At 72.9% G+C, this 16,624-nt stretch carries 13 protein-coding genes and 1 pseudogene; 9 read left to right on the top strand and 5 right to left on the bottom strand.

The genetic code is table 11. From position 1 onward, the window contains the following. The first annotated feature begins 288 nt into the window (after window positions 1–288). The 4 genes from AQJ66_RS18185 to AQJ66_RS18170 all read left to right on the top strand — a co-directional run bounded on the left by AQJ66_RS18185 (window position 289) and on the right by AQJ66_RS18170 (window position 6,470). On the top strand, window positions 289–1,593 hold the full coding sequence (locus AQJ66_RS18185) for a nucleotide sugar dehydrogenase (protein ID WP_107118963.1): 1,305 nt from the start codon (window positions 289–291) through the stop codon (window positions 1,591–1,593). Window positions 1,594–1,937: 344 nt separating this feature from the next. Next, window positions 1,938–3,425 (top strand): glycosyltransferase family 2 protein, encoded by a 1,488-nt coding sequence (locus AQJ66_RS18180; protein ID WP_061923290.1) that lies wholly within the window; start codon window positions 1,938–1,940, stop codon window positions 3,423–3,425. A 103-nt stretch (window positions 3,426–3,528) separates the two neighbouring features. Then, window positions 3,529–5,643 carry a polysaccharide deacetylase family protein gene (locus AQJ66_RS40640; protein WP_061922815.1) on the top strand — a complete coding sequence of 705 codons (2,115 nt, stop codon included), beginning with the start codon at window positions 3,529–3,531 and terminating at the stop codon, window positions 5,641–5,643. Further along, entirely contained in the window at window positions 5,640–6,470 is an 831-nt protein-coding gene (locus AQJ66_RS18170) for a hypothetical protein (protein ID WP_244162852.1), read from the top strand. The genes AQJ66_RS40640 and AQJ66_RS18170 overlap by 4 nt, the downstream gene beginning before the upstream one ends. Here the strand turns inward: AQJ66_RS18170 and AQJ66_RS18165 are convergent. Continuing rightward, a complete protein-coding gene (locus AQJ66_RS18165; protein ID WP_061922813.1) occupies window positions 6,467–6,733 on the bottom strand; it encodes a protealysin inhibitor emfourin in 267 nt (88 codons plus the stop codon). The genes AQJ66_RS18170 and AQJ66_RS18165 overlap by 4 nt on opposite strands. A 21-nt stretch (window positions 6,734–6,754) precedes the next feature. After that, window positions 6,755–7,825 (bottom strand): M4 family metallopeptidase, encoded by a 1,071-nt coding sequence (locus AQJ66_RS18160; RefSeq protein WP_061922810.1) that lies wholly within the window; start codon window positions 7,823–7,825, stop codon window positions 6,755–6,757. Between the two features lie 328 nt (window positions 7,826–8,153). On the opposite strand from AQJ66_RS18160, the gene leuA reads away from it, so the two are divergent. Then, complete coding sequence (gene leuA, locus AQJ66_RS18155; RefSeq protein WP_061922807.1) at window positions 8,154–9,875, top strand: 2-isopropylmalate synthase; 1,722 nt, start codon at window positions 8,154–8,156, stop codon at window positions 9,873–9,875. Window positions 9,876–10,062: 187 nt separating this feature from the next. Further along, window positions 10,063–10,758: a TerB family tellurite resistance protein gene (locus AQJ66_RS18150; protein ID WP_061922804.1), complete on the top strand. Its 696-nt coding sequence runs from the start codon at window positions 10,063–10,065 to the stop codon at window positions 10,756–10,758. 6 nt (window positions 10,759–10,764) lie between these two features. Here the strand turns inward: AQJ66_RS18150 and AQJ66_RS18145 are convergent, their stop codons facing one another. Further along, on the bottom strand, window positions 10,765–11,400 hold the full coding sequence (locus AQJ66_RS18145; protein ID WP_061922801.1) for a response regulator: 636 nt from the start codon (window positions 11,398–11,400) through the stop codon (window positions 10,765–10,767). A gap of 410 nt (window positions 11,401–11,810) precedes the next feature. Then, a pseudogene (locus tag AQJ66_RS18140) lies at window positions 11,811–13,010 on the bottom strand (sensor histidine kinase); the annotation flags it as partial. Window positions 13,011–13,193: 183 nt separating this feature from the next. On the opposite strand from AQJ66_RS18140, the gene AQJ66_RS18135 reads away from it, so the two are divergent. Beyond that, window positions 13,194–14,282, top strand: coding sequence for an ABC transporter permease (locus AQJ66_RS18135; RefSeq protein WP_061922798.1), 1,089 nt, complete (start codon window positions 13,194–13,196; stop codon window positions 14,280–14,282). After that, window positions 14,279–14,962, top strand: coding sequence for an ABC transporter ATP-binding protein (locus AQJ66_RS18130; RefSeq protein ID WP_061922795.1), 684 nt, complete (start codon window positions 14,279–14,281; stop codon window positions 14,960–14,962). The genes AQJ66_RS18135 and AQJ66_RS18130 overlap by 4 nt, the downstream gene beginning before the upstream one ends. A 217-nt stretch (window positions 14,963–15,179) precedes the next feature. On the opposite strand, the gene AQJ66_RS18125 is transcribed toward AQJ66_RS18130, so the two are convergent. After that, on the bottom strand, window positions 15,180–16,106 hold the full coding sequence (locus AQJ66_RS18125; RefSeq protein ID WP_061922792.1) for a dihydrodipicolinate synthase family protein: 927 nt from the start codon (window positions 16,104–16,106) through the stop codon (window positions 15,180–15,182). Window positions 16,107–16,271: 165 nt separating this feature from the next. On the opposite strand from AQJ66_RS18125, the gene AQJ66_RS18120 reads away from it, so the two are divergent. Then, window positions 16,272–16,487 carry a hypothetical protein gene (locus tag AQJ66_RS18120; RefSeq protein ID WP_061923284.1) on the top strand — a complete coding sequence of 72 codons (216 nt, stop codon included), beginning with the start codon at window positions 16,272–16,274 and terminating at the stop codon, window positions 16,485–16,487. The last annotated feature ends 137 nt before the right edge of the window (window positions 16,488–16,624 follow it).

Here is a 16,624-nt window from a genome sequence, read left to right as displayed (position 1 = left end):
ACCGGGTAAATCTCGCAAGTTCTCATGTATCTGACGTTTGATCGAATGACCTCATCGCAAGTAAGTTCACATTCAACGTTTCTTCACGGCGTCTCCTCATGGACCGGGTCAGGCCAGCGCCCGCCGCCGTGGACACGGGGCTCCCCGATCTGCCGGGCGACTGCGCGATCCGCAGCACTGTCAGCACGACGCCGCGCTCGCATGCGCGAAGTACATGCCGAAGCGGCCCAGTGGGGGGCAGTCGCCCATCTGATCTGATCTTGACCACGGAGAGTCATGCAACTTGTCATGCCCGCACGGCCGGCATCCGCGTTCGGTGTGCCATCCCCCGACGAGCACGCCGCCGCGCCCGTGGCCGTCGTGGGCCTGGGCTACGTCGGTTTGCCCACCGCCCTGGCCCTGCTTGCCGCGGGCAACGAGGTGGTCGGGGTGGACGTCAGCGAGGACAGACTGGCCGCCATCCGCTGCGGTGAGGTCGACCTGCTGCCGAGCGATCACGACCGGCTCACCACCCACCGGGAAGACCCGCGCTTCACCCTCACCAACGATCCCGCGGCCGTCCAAAGGGCGCGCACCGTCGTCATCTGCGTACCGACGCCGGTCGACCGCCACCTGGTACCCGACCTGACCGCGCTCTCCGCCGCCTGCGCCACCGTGGTCGCACACGCTGTGCCCGGCCAGCTGATCATGCTGACGTCCACCACCTACGTCGGCACCACCCGCGAACTCCTCGTGGAACCGCTGACCGCGCGCGGATTCCGCGTCGGCACCGACGTGTACGTGGCCTTCTCGCCCGAGCGCATCGACCCGGGCAACGCCCATCACGCCCAGGACCGCACGCCCCGCGTGGCAGGCGGCACGAACGACCTCACCAACCGCCTGGCCGAAGCGGTCCTGCAGCGCACGGCACCGGCCGTACACCTGCTGCCCTCCGCCGAGCAGGCCGAGATGACCAAGCTGTGGGAGAACACCTTCCGCGCGGTCAACATCGCGCTGGCCAACGAGTTCGCCGAGGACTGCCGGGAGCTGGGCCTGGAGCCGCTGTCGATCATCGAGGCGGCCGCCACCAAGCCCTACGGTTTCATGCCCTTCTACCCCGGCCCCGGCGTCGGCGGGCACTGCATCCCCTGCGACCCCCACTACCTGCTGTGGCAGCTGCGCGCCCGCCGGGTCTCCTCGCCCCTGATCGACGCCGCCATGAGCGCCATCGCCGGCCGTCCGCGCCGCGTCGTGCAGCGGGTGCGGGACATCCTCGCCGAGCGCGCCACCTCCGTCTCGGGCGCCCGGATCCTGGTCGTCGGTGTCGCCTACAAGCCGGGCGTCGCCGACCTCAGGGAGTCTCCCGCCCTGGAGATCATGGAGGAACTCGCGGAAGACGGCGCGAAGGTGGAGTTCTCCGACCCGCTGGTGACCTCGCTCCGCCTGGGCGCCGCCGTGCACCCCAGCGTGACCGAACCGGCGGACCGGGAATGGGACCTCGTACTGGTGCACACCGTGCACCCCGGTGTGGACCTCGGCTGGCTGGCCGGACAGCCGCTCGTGCTGGACGCCACGTACCGGCTGGACTCCGTGCCCAGCAAGGCGGTCGTGTGAGCAACGGATCGCACCGGCCGCCGGGCGACGGGCAGTGGTACGGCGACACCCCGCCCCGCGGGCCCGGCCACGCCGACCCGTCCGCCGGACCGGCGGAGTACCCGGACACCTGCAGCGCCGGCGATGCCCTCACCTACGTCGATGAGGCGTTCGGTGCCTGGGCCGCCGACCATGCCCGAGACGTGTCGTACGCGCCCGCGCCGGCGTACGACCCTGTGCCCACCGGCGGAACCCCGTACGTCACTGCTGCTGCCGAGCCGTCATGGACGCCCCGGCAGCCGGACGACCAGCCGGCCGGCCCGGTAGCGCTCGTCGACTCCGACGCGCCGGCGCGACGGGCCGCCGTGGCGACCGCGCCCGCCCGGCCCACCGCGCCGCCCGTGCCGCTGCCCCCGCTGCGCTCCGCACGCCGGCACAGACCCGGCTTCCTGCGCCGCCGGCTGGACCGGCAGGACCCGGCGATCCGGCATGCGGCCCGGCGCGTCCTGACCCTGCTGGGACTCCTGCCGCTGCTGTTGATCCTTGCCCGGGAGGCGCCGCGGCTGGCGCAGAGCCCGCTGGTGCTCGGCTACGGCTTCACCGTGCTGGTCGGCACGATCGCCATGCTCTACATCGCCTACAGCCGTTATGACGACCCGTCGGAGCGCCTGCTCAGGCGCCGCCCCCGGGCCAGGGACCTCGCCGCCTTTCCCGCGCTGCCCGCGGCACCCCGCGTGTCCTTCTTGCTCGCCGTCAAGGACGAGGAGGACTGCATCGAGGACTGCGTGCGCTCCATGGCCGGCAGCGACTACCCGGACCTGCAGGTCATCGTGGTGGACGACCTCTCCGAGGACGGCACCCGGGACGTACTGCGCCGACTGGAGGCCGAGCTCGGTATCACGGTCATCTACCTGGAGAAGAACCTCGGTAAGAAGCACGCGCTGGTACGGGCCTGCGAAATCGCCGACGGTGACGTCATCGCGTTCACCGACTCCGACTGCATCCTCGCCCCCGACGCGCTCGCCCGCTGTATCCGCGCCCTGGTCACCCACCCGGAGCTGGGCGCCGTCAGCGGTCACGCCCGGGCGCTGAACGCGGCCGACACCTTCTTCACCAAGGCCCAGGACGTCTGGTACGAGGGCCAGTTCCGGGTGGCGAAGGCCGCCGAGGCCACCTTCGGCTCGGTCACCTGCGTCTCCGGCCCGCTGGCCGTGTTCCGGCGCGACGCCATCTACAACTACCTGCCCGCCTGGGCCGGCGACCGCTTCCTCGGCGCGCCCTTCCGCTTCGCCACCGACCGCCAGCTCACCGGCTACGTTCTCGGCCAGCGCTGGCGCGGCAAGGCCCTCAAGCGGCGCTACGCCGACTCGCCGTTCGTCACCGCCGAGGACTATCCCGAACGTACCTGGCGGATCGGCTACGTCCAGTCCGCCAAGGTGTGGACGAACGTGCCGGCCCGGTTCAAGCCGTTCATGAAGCAGCAGATCCGCTGGAAGAAGAGCTTCATCCGGAACATGTTCTTCACCGGCTCCTTCATGTGGCGTCGGGGCATCGGCCCGGCCGCCCTGTACTACGGACACGCCCTCTGGGTGGTCGCCGCGCCGGTGATGGCGTTCCGGCACCTGCTGTGGGCGCCGCTGCACGGGGCTGCGTTCCTCACGCTTCTGTACCTGTGCGGAGTGGTCCTCAAGGGCTGCGTCTGGGGCCTCGCCTTCAAGATCGACAATCCGGGCGACGGCCGCTGGCGCTACCGCCCGCTGATGAGCCTGCTCTCCGCGCTCGTCCTGGCCTGGCTCCTGCCGTACTCCTTCGCCACCATCCGGCGCGGAGTGTGGGCGCGGGGGGCGAACTGATGAAGAGGCCGCCCTTCGTTCTGCGGCTCCTGGCCGCCCTGCTGTCCCTCGCCGTGGTGTGCGGCGTGTACCTGATCGTGCTGACGAGAGGAAGCATCCTGCCGTGACCCCCGACGAGTCCTTCGCGGCGCCCTCCCCGCGCCGCCGGCCGCGCCGGGGGCCGGGCCACTACGCTGCCCGGGCCGGCCTGGTGCTCCTCGCCCTGGCGGTGCTCGCCCTGCCGTTCTACGCCGCGACCGAGTACTACCTGTACCAGAAGTACGTGAGCACGCAGGTGGACACCACGGCGGTGGATCTGGCCTCCGCCGACACCAGCGCCTGGGCCGCACAGGTCAAGAGCCTGCCCGCCACCTCGGCGCCGGTCGTGCTCGCCTACCACGACATCGGCTACAACAAGAGCGACTACGCCGTCACTCCGAAGGCCTTCGAGGCCCAGATGGCGGCGCTGGAGCAGGCCGGCTACCGCAGCCTGACCACGGACGAGTTCGCCGACTACCTCAAGGGCGGTCCGGCGCCGCCGCGTTCGGTGTACATCACCTTCGACGACGGCCCCAACGGCCTGTGGGTGTACGGCGACCGGATCCTCGCCCGGCACCACATGCACGGCACCGTCTTCCTGATCACCGGACGGGTCGACCAGCGGCCGTACTACCTGTCCTGGAAGGAGATCCAGCGCATGGTCGACTCCGGCCGCTGGGACTTCCAGGACCACACCCACGACCTGCACCGGCGGGCGGCGGTGGACGCCGCTGGGCACACGGCCTCCATGCTGGCCAACCGGCTGTGGCTGAAGGGCGAGAACCGGCTGGAGACCCCGGAGGAGTACAAGACCCGGGTGTCCGCCGACATCGAGCGGTCCTTCGTGGACTTCGCCGACCACGGGCTGGCCAAGCCGCAGGTCTTCGCCTTCCCTTTCTCGGAGGCGACCGAGAAGGTCAACCTGCCCAAGCCCGGTCCGAGTCTGCAGGGCCTGATGGACCACTACTTCACGGCGACGATGACGAACGAGTCGTCCCGGCCACTGACCGCCAGCCGGCGGGCGGCCGCGGCGCGGGTGGTACAGCGCCTCGAGGTGGTCAGCGGTACCAAGCTGGACCGTCTGATGTCCGACATCGCCCGATGGACCCAAGTCGCCCCGTCCGACCCGGCGCCGCTGGCACACCCCGAGCTGTGGGAACGCAACGACGGCGCCGGGCCGGCCGACATCGACGCGTTCACCGGGAAGCGCCCCACGCCCTCCGTGTCCGCCAGGTACGTCTCGGCCGACTACCGGGACATGAGCAGTGCCGACTGGACCGGCTACCAGGTGGACGCCACGGTCGGCAACCTCGGCGACGGGACCAACCAAGGCGGCGTCCAGGTCCGCCACGGCAGCGTGGAACCGGTCGACGTGAGCGTCAGTCAGGGCTCCCTCCTGCTGTCCGTCAAGGGCAGGCACGTGGGCGAGGCGAAGCTGACGCCGGCTGTCTCCCATCATGTGCGCGTCACGGTCAAGGGCCGGACCACCACCGTGCAGGTCGACGACACGGTCACCCTGCACCACACGTCTCGCCTGCCCGCGGCCGATACCACCGGTGGCATCGGCATCCGGGTCGGCATCAACCGGTCAGGCGCCGCCTGGCCGAGGTTCACGGCCCTGTCCGTCAAGGCACTCACCGGCGTGTTCACCGGCTCGGGCGGCACTCAGCAGAGCGTTTCCGCCGCCCACCTGATGGACCCCGCCGCCCAGTGGCTCAGCGCCCCCGGTGTCCCGGCGCCCTTCCACATCTCCCGCGCCGCCATCGAGCCCACCGGCCGTACCCTCTCCGCCTACGGCGCCTACCAGCCGGGGCGGACCGAGGGCTGGACCGGCTACACCGTCACCGGCACCGTGCGGCGACTGTCCGGGTCGGGGGTGAGGGGGGCCATCTGGGTGCGGGTGGGCAGCGCGCTGGCCATCAGCGTGCAGGTCGGCCGCGACCAGCTGAACGTCCTCTCCGGTGACGCGGACAATCAGCAGGTGGTCGGCACCCGCGCCCTCACCGCGGCGGACAGCCACCGGGTGTCCGTGACCGTGACCGAGGGCTCGACGGTCATCGCCGTGGACGGAAGCACGCGGATGACGCTGATGGCCAAGTCGGAGACCGGCGGCGTGGCGTACTCCGCCTACCGGGACATGACCCGGCACTCCTGGCCCACCGTCACCGACCTCGTGGTGACCTCCCGGGGGAGCTCGTGACGGACGTTCCGGACGCCGTGCACGCGTGGGCGGCCGGCGTCCCGGGGGTGTCCCGGCGCGCCCTGCTGGGCGGCGTCCTCACCGCCGGTGCCGCGGCCGGAGCGGCCCTCGCGCTGTACGGCTCCGGGCGGCACCGGACGGCCCCCTTCGCGCCGGTGTTCACCGGGGCGGGACTGGTGACGAACGAGTACGCCTTCCGTCACCCGCACGCCGCCGGTGCGCGCCGCTCCAGGGACTGGGTGGTCACCAGCGGTTCCCTGTTCACCGCGCACGGCGCCGGCTGGACCGGGGTGCCGGACACCGGTTTCACCGGCCCGGACTCCGCCCGGTCCAACGACTCCGCCGTCTTCCGGCTGGTGAGCAGGCGGCGGGACTTCGGTGCGGTGTCCGTCACCACCTGGGTCCGACTGCGGTCGCCCGTCACCACGGCGCGGACTCCGGCCCAGGACTGGGACGGTGGTCACGTGTGGCTGCGCTACCGCAGTCCCCAGGAGCTGTACGCGCTCAGTTTCCGGCGCCGCGACGGCTCCGTGGCGATCAAGCGGAAGGTCCCCGCCCACGACGCGCAGGCCGTCGACGGCGGCGACTACGCGACCCTGGCCGAAGCACGCCATGCCTTCCCCTACGACGGCTGGCACGAGGTCACGGCGTCCGCCGTGAACCAGCTCGCCGGGGTGCGGCTCGCGCTGACCATCGACGGCCGGAGGGTGCTGTCCACCGTCGACCGCACGCCCGGCTCCCTCCTGCTGCCGGGGGGCGTCGGCATCCGCGCCGACAACACGGAACTGCTCTTCCGTGGCTTCCACGCCGGCACGACAGCGCCCTAAGCCCCCTCCTTCAGCACGCGCGACACCAACTCCCTTTGCTCGTCGGTCAGTCGGGGATCGGCCGCGTACGCCGTGCGGCCGTCCACCGTGATCTCGTAGCTGAAGCCGTCGGGGACGCCGGGCGGCGGGGTGGCCCGACCGTCGGCGAGGGCTTGTTCGGCCAGGGTCTGCCATGCGGGGGCGTCGGGCCGGTCCGAGGTGTCGACCTCGGCCCGGCGCTCGATGCCCGCGAAACCGCCCGTGCGCCGTACCTGAATACGCATGGGAGCCTGTCTAGTACGGAACTACAGCGTCCGCACCCCCACCTGCTCCCAGGCCTTCTGCACGGCCTGCAGCTCGTTCCCGGCGCCGAACCGCTCCCGGGCCGCCTTGACGGTCAGGGTGGCGAAGTCGGTGAACAGGGCGTCCTGCTTCAGTTCGCCGCCGGTGAGCACGTCGTACCAGACCTGGCCCGCCTTCTCCCAGGAGTGGCCGCCGAGGGCCGTGGCGGCGAGGTAGAAGGCGTGGTTGGGGATGCCGGAGTTGATGTGCACGCCGCCGTTGTCGCGGCCGGTGCGGACGTAGTGCTCCATCGTCGCCGGCTGCGGGTCCTTGCCGAGGTCCGGGTCGTCGTACGCCGTGCCCGGGGCCTTCATCGAGCGCAGCGCCGTGCCGTGGACGCGCGGCGCGAGGAGGCCGGCGCCGATCAGCCAGTCGGCCTCGGCGGCGGTCTGGCCCAGCGTGTACTGCTTGATGAGCGAGCCGAAGACGTCGGAGACCGACTCGTTCAGGGCGCCCGACTGGCCGAAGTACTCCAGGTTCGCGGTGTGCTGGGTGACGCCGTGGGTCAGCTCGTGGCCGATGACGTCGACCGGGATGGTGAAGTCGAGGAAGACCTCGCCGTCGCCGTCGCCGAACACCATCTGCTCGCCGTTCCAGAAGGCGTTGTCGTAGCCCTCGCCGAAGTGCACGGTGGCGTCCAGCGGCAGCCCGTGGCCGTCGATGGAGTGCCGGCCGTACGCCTTCAGGTACAGCTCGAAGGTGGCGCCGAGGCCCGCGTAGGCCCGGTTGACGCTGGCATCCGAGCCCGGGTCGGAGCCCTCCTCGCGGACCTTCCGGCCGGGCAGGTCCTGGGTGTGGCGGGCGTCGTAGACCGTGCGGTGCGGCTGGTCCGCGGCGGCCCCGGCGGGCGGGGCGACGGCGGGCGCGCCGAGCACCGTGGTCAGGCGGCGCTTGGTGCGCTGGTAGGCGTCGTGCTCCAGGGACCGGCGGGCCGGTCCGGCGAGTGCGGAGTCCTCGTGCTGCGCCAGCCGGTCGAGGATGTGCGGCGGCACGATCGTGCAGAAGACGGGCTGGAAGCCCCCGTGGGTCGTCATGTCCCGACCATTGCACTGCGTGATGGTCTTGTCACTACTCGCAACCATGATTGGTGAAATACGCGGACATTCGTCGTCGCGCTGCGTCACGAAGTGGTATGGCGCACGTTTTGTCCGGTTCGGCCGCCCGGTCCCGCATAATGGAACACGCCCGCGCATTCCGCGCGGCTCGGCTAGGCTGCGGAGCATCATGCGTTTCGGGCTGCTTCTTCTTAGCTGCCGCGGCGAGGGCCTGTAGTCGAGGCCGACTCCCTCCCCGCGGAGCTCTGGCGTTGCGTCGTCGGCCGTCCACTCGGACATCCGGACACCCCTGAGGAGCCCCCGCATCATGGCGAACCGCCAGCAGCCCAGCCCCATGCCGATCCACAAGTACGGCCGCTACGAGCAGGTCGACATCCCGGACCGCACCTGGCCCGGCAAGCGCGTCACCGCCGCCCCCCGCTGGCTCTCCACCGACCTGCGCGACGGCAACCAGGCCCTGATCGACCCGATGTCGCCCGAGCGCAAGCGCCGGATGTTCGACCAGCTGGTCAAGATGGGCTACAAGGAGATCGAGGTCGGCTTCCCCGCCTCCGGCCAGACCGACTTCGACTTCGTACGCTCCATCATCGAGGAAGAGGGCGCGATCCCCGAGGACGTGACGATCTCCGTCCTCACCCAGGCCCGCGAGGACCTGATCGAGCGGACCGTGGAGTCCCTGAAGGGCGCCCGCCGCGCCACCGTCCACCTGTACAACGCCACCGCCCCGGTGTTCCGCCGGGTCGTCTTCCGCGGCTCCAAGGACGACATCAAGCAGATCGCCGTCGACGGCACCCGCCTGGTGATGGAGTACGCCGAGAAGCTGCTGGGCCCGGAGACCGACTTCGGTTACCAGTACAGCCCGGAGATCTTCACCGACACCGAGCTGGACTTCGCGCTGGAGGTCTGCGAGGCGGTCATGGACGTCTACCAGCCGGGCCCGGGCCGCGAGATCATCCTCAACCTGCCCGCCACCGTGGAGCGTTCGACCCCGTCCACGCACGCGGACCGCTTCGAGTGGATGCACCGCAACCTCTCCCGCCGCGAGTACGTCTGCCTGTCCGTCCACCCCCACAACGACCGCGGCACGGCCGTGGCGGCGGCCGAGCTGGCGCTGATGGCCGGCGCCGACCGCGTCGAGGGCTGCCTGTTCGGGCAGGGCGAGCGCACCGGCAACGTCGACCTGGTCACCCTGGGCATGAACCTGTTCTCGCAGGGCGTCGACCCGCAGATCGACTTCTCCGACATCGACGAGATCCGCCGCGTGTGGGAGTACTGCAACCAGATGGAGGTCCACCCGCGCCACCCGTACGTGGGCGACCTGGTCTACACGTCCTTCTCCGGCTCCCACCAGGACGCCATCAAGAAGGGCTTCGACGCCATGGAGGCCGACGCCGAGGCCAGGGGCGTCACGGTGGACGACCTGGAGTGGGCGGTGCCGTACCTGCCGATCGACCCCAAGGACGTCGGCCGCTCCTACGAGGCCGTCATCCGCGTCAACTCGCAGTCCGGCAAGGGCGGTGTCTCCTACGTCCTGAAGAACGACCACAAGCTGGACCTGCCGCGCCGGATGCAGATCGAGTTCTCCAAGCTCATCCAGGCGAAGACGGACGCCGAGGGCGGCGAGATCACGCCGAAGGAGATCTGGTCGGTCTTCCAGGACGAGTACCTGCCCAACCCCGACAACCCGTGGGGCCGGATCCAGGTCCGCACGGGCCAGTCCACCACCGACACCGACGGGGTGGACACCCTGACCGTCGAGGCCACCGTCGACGGCGAGGACACCGTCCTGACCGGCTCCGGCAACGGTCCGATCTCGGCCTTCTTCGACGCCCTGCAGTCCATCGGCATCGACGTGCGCCTGCTGGACTACCAGGAGCACACGATGAGCGAGGGCGCCTCCGCGCAGGCCGCCTCGTACATCGAATGCGCGATCGGCGACAAGGTTCTGTGGGGTATCGGCATCGACGCGAACACGACGCGTGCGTCGCTGAAGGCGATCGTCTCCGCCGTCAACCGCGCGACCCGCTGACCCCTTCCGACCGGCTCTTTCAGGGGCTCCGGCCGCCGCACCGGGCGGCCGGAGCCCCGTCGGTTATCGGCCACAGGGCCGGCCAGGTCACAGAAAGGTCTCTTACGGGGTACTGACTCAGCCTCCAGGATGTGGCTAACATCACGCCAGCGCGGCGATGTTGCCGCGTCGGACACGGAGGTGCGACGTGCTGCCAGTACGGGGACGAGACGGCCGTGCCACCGGGGCTGTGCGCCTGCTGGGCACCCGCACCGCATGGACACCCGTCGGAGACGGCGAGTTCTACTGCCCGGGCTGCGGGGGCGACCGCAACTACCAGCGGCTGACCGGCCGTCGCCGCCTCACCCTCCTCGGGGTGCCCGTGCTGCCGCGCGGGGCGACCGGACCCGTCGTGGAGTGCGCCGCCTGCCGCCACCACTACGGCACCGACGTCCTGGACCACCCCACCACCCGCCACTTCTCCGCGATGCTCCGCGACGCCGTGCACACCGTCGCCCTCGCCGTCCTCGCCGCCGGCGGCACCTGCGCCCGTACGGCCCTGGAGACGGCCGCCGGCGCCGTCCGCGCCGCCGGGTTCGAGGAGTGCACCGAGGACCAGCTGGCCGCGCTGGTCGAGGGGGTCGCCGCCGACACCGGCCGGGTCCTCGGCGGGCCGTGCGGCGCGAGCCTGACGATAGAGCTGCACGAGGCCCTCGACCCGCTCGCCCCCCATCTCGCCCCGGCCGGCCGCGAGTCCCTCCTGCTGCAGGCCGCCCGCATCGCCCTGGCCGACGGCCCCTACACCCCCGCCGAACGCGACGCCCTCACCACCATCGGCGCCGCCCTGACCATCTGCGCCGACGAGGTGAGCAGGCTGCTGGAGGCGGCCCGGACCCCCTCCTGACCGCCGTCAGCGGCGGATGAGCCCGAGATCGGTGGCGGTGGCGACGGCGGCGGTGCGCGAGTCGACGCCGAGCTTGGCGTAGACGCGCGCCAGATGCGACTTGACCGTGCCCTCGGTGAGGTGCAGCCGCCGGCCGACGGCCTGGTTGGACAACCCCTCGGCGACCAGGGCGAGGACCTCGGTCTCGCGCCGGGTCAGTGACGTACCCGGCGTGCGCAGCCGGTTCACGAGGCGGTCCGCGACCGCGGGCGCCAGCGCCGTGCGCCCGGTGGCGGCGGTGCGCACCGCGGCCGCCAGCTCTTCCGGCGGCGCGTCCTTGAGCAGGTAGCCGGTCGCGCCGGCCTCGATGGCAGGCAGGGTGTCGGCGTCGGAGTCGTAGGTGGTGACGATCACGACACGGGGAGCGTCCGGCCGGGCGGTGATCACGGCGGTGGCCTCCGCGCCCCCCATCCCCCTGCCGAACCTCAGGTCCATCAGCACCACGTCGATGTCGCCCACGGCGGCGCGGGCGACGGCGTCCTCGGCGGTGGCGGCCTCGGCCACCACCAGGAGATCCGGCTCGGTCTCCAGCACCGCCCGCAGCCCGGCCCGCACCACGGGGTGGTCGTCGGCGAGGAGGAGACGAACGGGGTGACCGGTCATCAGCGGGCCTCGGTCCGAACGGCCCGGGGCCGGCCGGAAGGCTGGGCAGTGGCGGGACGGGCGGGGTGCGCGACGTGCCGGGTCTCCGGCTCGCCGGGCTGGGCCCGGTGGTCCGGGAGCCGGCTGCCGGTGCGGGCGGCCGGGGCCTGGACGCCGGCCGGCCCGGTCGCGGACGTGGTGGACCCGGTCGAGGACCCGGTGGGGCGGACCCGGTCGTCACCGGGCCGGACCCCGGACCCTGCCTCGGCGGACGCGGACGCGGACGCGGGCCCGGCTTCGGATTCGGGTGCGGACCGGGTCGCGGAGCTGGTGGGCGGGTCCTGGTCGTCGTGGTGCCGGATCCCCGTGCCGGTTCCGGCGGACCCGTTCCCGGGCCCGGATCCGGACCCCGCCTCGGTGGACCGGGTCCCGGGTCCGCCCGGTACGGGGACAGGGAGCCGGGCGGTCAGCGTGGTGCCGTGGCCCGGGGCGGAGTCCACCGTCAGGGTGCCGCCGAGGGCGCCGACGCGAGCCCGCATGGCGGCCAGGCCGAAGCCGCCGGACTCCGGGTCGGGCGCCGGCAGCCGGGCCGGGTCGAAGCCGGCACCGTCGTCGGCGACGGTGAGGACGACCTCGTCGCCGAGGCGGCCGAGGGTGACCTCCACCGAGCCGGCCCGCGCGTGCCGGACCGTGTTGGCCAGGGCGGACTGCGCGACGCGCAGCAGGGCGACCTCGTGCGAGGTCGGCAGCACGACCGGCTCGCCGTCGTGCCGGAAGCGTGCGGTGAGACGGTGCCGGGCGCCGGTCGTGGCGCACAGCCGTTCCAGCGCGTCCGCCAGGCTGGTGCCCTCCAGGCCGGGCGGGGCGAGGGCGGCGACGAAGCGGCGGGCCTCGGCGAGGTTGTCGGCCGCGGCCTGGCGGGCCTGGCCGACATGGCGAACGGCGTTCCCCGCGTCGTCGGGCATGCTGCGTTCGGCGGCCCGCAGCAGCAACTGGATGCTGGTCAGGCCCTGGGCGAGGGTGTCGTGGATCTCGCGGGCCAGGCGTTCCCGTTCGGCCAGCACCCCGGCGGTGTGCTGGGCCTCGGCCAACTCCGCTCGGGTGGAGGTGAGTTCCTCGATCAGACGGCTGCGCCGCTCGCTCTCCCGGTACAGGGCCTCGTACCCCCACACCACCGCGACGGCCACCGCGGCACCCAGCGCCGGGCCGATCGCCATGCCCGCGCTGAACCGCCCCTGGTGCCCGGCGAACCCGGCGACCGCGGCCACCGCGGTCGCCGCCACCGCGGCCAGGCCGGTGCGGCGCGGCAGCAGATGCAGCTGCAGGAAGTACAGCGGGAAGGCGACCCACACCGCGTCGGCGGACAGCGTCAGCAGGACCAGCCACAGCGCGCCGACACCGGCCAGCCACCAGGCGGCGGCCCGCCGCTCGTCGCGGATCCGGGGCAGCAGCGGGCCCGCCGCGTAAGCCAGCCCGCAGGCCGCCGCGACGGCGACGGTCGGCGCGGGGTGCGCCGCGCCGTCGGTCACGGCCCGGCCGGCGGCCAGCGCGAGGAGCGCGACGACGAGCAGGTGCAGGCACCAGGACAGGGCCCGGCTGGTCGAGGTGGGGAGGGGAGCGGCGGCGTTCACAGTCCTCCCAGCTTAAGCAGGCGGCCCGGGGCGCGGCCTCTGTCGAAAGTTGTAATCCGGCCGCCTCCCTTCGGGTGCGGAAAGTGCCCTCCGGCGCCAGATGTCCGGGCGGGTCCCGGTCGGCCACGGTGGAGACGTACCGATTCCCCCACCCTCCGCCACCGGAAAAGAGCAGCCGAAGCCGTGTTCGTCGCCTGGAGAGACCTGAGGTTCGCCAAGGGCCGGTTCGCCCTGATGGGAACCGTCATCACACTGATCACCCTGCTGGTGGGGCTGCTGTCGGGACTGACCGCGGGCCTCGGCCGGCAGAACGTCTCCGCCGTCACCGGCCTGCCCGCGGACCGGATCGCCTTCGGCGCGTCCGGCGAGGGGCAGCGCCTGTCGTACGCCGACTCCACCGTCACCGCACGGCAGTGGGAGCAGTGGGCCCAGGTGCCGGGAGTCACCGCCGCCGAACCCCTCGGGATCACCACCACCAGGGCCACCGCGGGTGACCGCAGCGCCGGTGTCTCCGTCTTCGGGGTCCGGCCCGGCACGCACCTCGCCCCCGACGGCGGACGGATCCACGGGCGCGCCGCAGTGCTGTCCGCCACGGCCGCCGACGCCCTCGGGCTCGCACCGGGCGGCACCTTCACCCTCGCCGGCCGGAAGCTGTCGGTGGCCGCCGTGCGCGGGGACGCCTCCTTCAGCCACACACCCGTGATCTGGACCGGCCTCACCACCTGGCAGCAGGTGGCACCCGCCCGGGGCACGGGCCAGGAACCCACGGCCACCGTGATCGCCCTGGACACCCGCGCCGGCGCCGACGTCACGGCCGCCGACCGGGCCATCGGCACCCGGACGGTCACCAAGGACGACTCGCTCTCCGCGATCGGCTCCTACAGCTCCGAGAACGGCTCCCTGCAGCTGATGCGCGGCTTCCTCTTCGTCATCTCCGCCCTGGTCGTCGGCGCCTTCTTCACCGTCTGGACCATCCAGCGCAGCGGCGACGTCGCCGTCCTCAAGGCGCTCGGCGCGCCCACCGCGTACCTGCTCAAGGACGCCCTCGGCCAGTCCGCCGCGCTGCTCGTCGCCGGCACGCTCCTCGGCATCGGCGGCGCCGCAGCGCTCGGCGGCCTCGTCCTGGACGGCGCGGTGCCGTTCCTCCTCACGCCCGCGACCCTCCTCGTCCCCGCCGCCGTGACGGTGCTGCTCGGTGTGCTCGGAGCCGCCCTGTCCGTCCGCCGCATCACCTCCGTCGACCCGCTGACCGCCCTGGGGAGCACCCGATGAGCCTCACCCTGTCCGACGTCGTCCTGACCTACCCCGACGGAGAGGGCCGCCTGACCGCTCTCGACCGGGTCTGCCTGGACGTGCCCGCGGGCACCCTGACCGCCGTGGTCGGCCCCTCCGGCTCGGGCAAGTCCAGCCTGCTCGCGGTCGCCGCCACCCTCGTCACCCCCGACTCCGGCACCGTCACCGTCGACGGCGTGACCACGACCGGCATGGGCCGCCGGGAACTGACCGAGCTGCGCCGCCACCGCATCGGCATCGTCTTCCAGCAGCCCCATCTGCTGCCCTCCCTGACGGCGGCCGAGCAACTGCAGGTGATGGCCCACATCGATGGCCGCCGCGCGGCCCGGGCCCGCGGCCGGGCCATGGAACTGCTCGACGCCGTGGGCCTCGCCGCCCAGGCCGGGCGGCGGCCCCACCAGCTCTCCGGCGGCCAGCGCCAGCGGGTCGGCATCGCCCGTGCCCTGATGAACGACCCCACCGTCCTGCTGGTCGACGAACCCACCAGCGCCCTCGACCACGAACGCGGCGCGGCGGTCGTCGACCTGATCACCCGGCTGACCCGTGAGCGGGCCACGGCCACCGTCCTGGTCACCCACGACCGCACCCGGCTGGCCGCCGCCGACCGGATCGTGGAGGTCCGCGACGGGCGGCTCGGCGCCGCCACGGCGGCCCGCTGACGACCCCCGGCCGGCGCGCCCGTCCCGCGGCGGCCGGCCCGGGCCCGGACGGTGGGCCGTGCCGGACGGCGGGTCAGGGCGCAGAGCACGAGTGGACGACCCCGCTCGGCCGCTCCCCGCGCACCGTGCTCGCGCTCCTCGCCCGCTCACCGGCCCGCGGCGGGCCGGTCCAGGGGGCCGGCGCACCCGGCCGCCCCTTGCGTGCCCCCGGCCGTCGCTAGAGCAGGCCCGCCGCGGCGAGGTGCTTGCCCACCTTCGCCACCTCGTCCCCCGACAGCGGGACCTGCGGCTCGGCCGTCACCGGGCAGTCGATCACGCCGCGCAGGTGCAGCGCCGCCTTGAACGCGCCCAGCGCCGACGAACCGGCGCCCATCCGGGCCGGGTCACCGGCGCGGACCATGCCGAACAGCGCGCACAGCCGCTCCTGTTCGGCCCGCGCACCCTCCCAGTCGCGCGCCCGGCACAGGCGGTACAGCCGGACGTAGCCGTGCGGGTCGACGTTGGCGAGACCGGGCACCGCGCCGTCGGCGCCCACCGCCAGCGCGGCGTCGACGAGCAGCTCCGAGCCGGTCAGGACGCTGAAGCCGGCGTGGGCACGGGCGCCGGTGACGATCTCCCGGAAGGCGCCCAGGTCGCCGCTGGAGTCCTTCACCCCCGCCAGCACGCCGTCGGCGGCCAGCCCCAGCAGGAGGTCGCCGGGCAGCTTGGTGTGCACGGACACCGGGATGTCGTAGGCGATCACCGGGACCGGGCTCGCGGCGGCGGTGCGCCGGTAGTGGTGGACGATCTCGGAGGGGTGGGTGCGGGCGTAGAACGGCGCGGTGACGACCACGGCCTCGGCGCCGGCGGCGGTGACCGCCCGCACGTGGTCCAGGACGCGCGGGGTCGTCATGTCGATGGCCCCGGCGAGGACGGGCAGCTGTCCGCCGACGTGGCCCACGACCGCCTCCACCACCTGCCGGCGCTGCCGGTCCGTCAGGTACGCCGCCTCCGACGTCGAGCCGAGCAGGAACAGCCCGTGCACGCCGGCCTCCACCAGATGGCCCGCCAGCCTCAGCAGCGAGGGCACGTCCACCTCGCGGTCCGGTGTCAGCGGCGTGCACACGGGCGGGACGACACCGGTGAGCGGGGCGGGGAACGTCATGCGGAGCTCCTGGCGGCTGGTTCTCGGGTCGGCTGGTCCACCTCCTACGATGGCGCGCCGCCCGCGGCCGGGACAGACTCCGGCCGAGTGTAGACACGCTCGGCCACCGGTGGCATGCGAAGAGTGAAATTGCCAGCGGCAGGGGAACCACCGGAGGTGGACGCGATGAACCCCCCGGTCGGCTCCTGCGCCGTCGACACCGTCACCGGCCGCCTCGGCATCGTCATGGGGCACGTGGGGCCGTACGTACAGCTGCGGCCGTACGGCGGCGGACGGGAGTGGGACGCCTGGCCGGAGCGCGTACGCCGGGCCACCGCCGCGGAACGGCTGAGCGCGGCGACGGCCCACGCGAACGCGCTCAGCGGCGGAGAAGTCCCTTGAAGAGCCGCCCGCGGCCCGCTACGCCCCGGCGGGCAGGCATCATGGACCCATGACCCCGTCCCGCGCCACCGGCACCGCGCCCCGCTTCCCCCACCCGGGTGACACGGCCGCGCCCCGCCCGGAAGCCCGGGAGGCCA

It is taken from the genome of Streptomyces bungoensis, from assembly GCF_001514215.1.
Taxonomy (GTDB): Bacteria; Actinomycetota; Actinomycetes; order Streptomycetales; family Streptomycetaceae; genus Streptomyces; species Streptomyces bungoensis.
The sequence above is the reverse complement of the archived record's forward strand: the minus strand, read 5'-3'. Positions and strand labels throughout refer to the sequence as shown.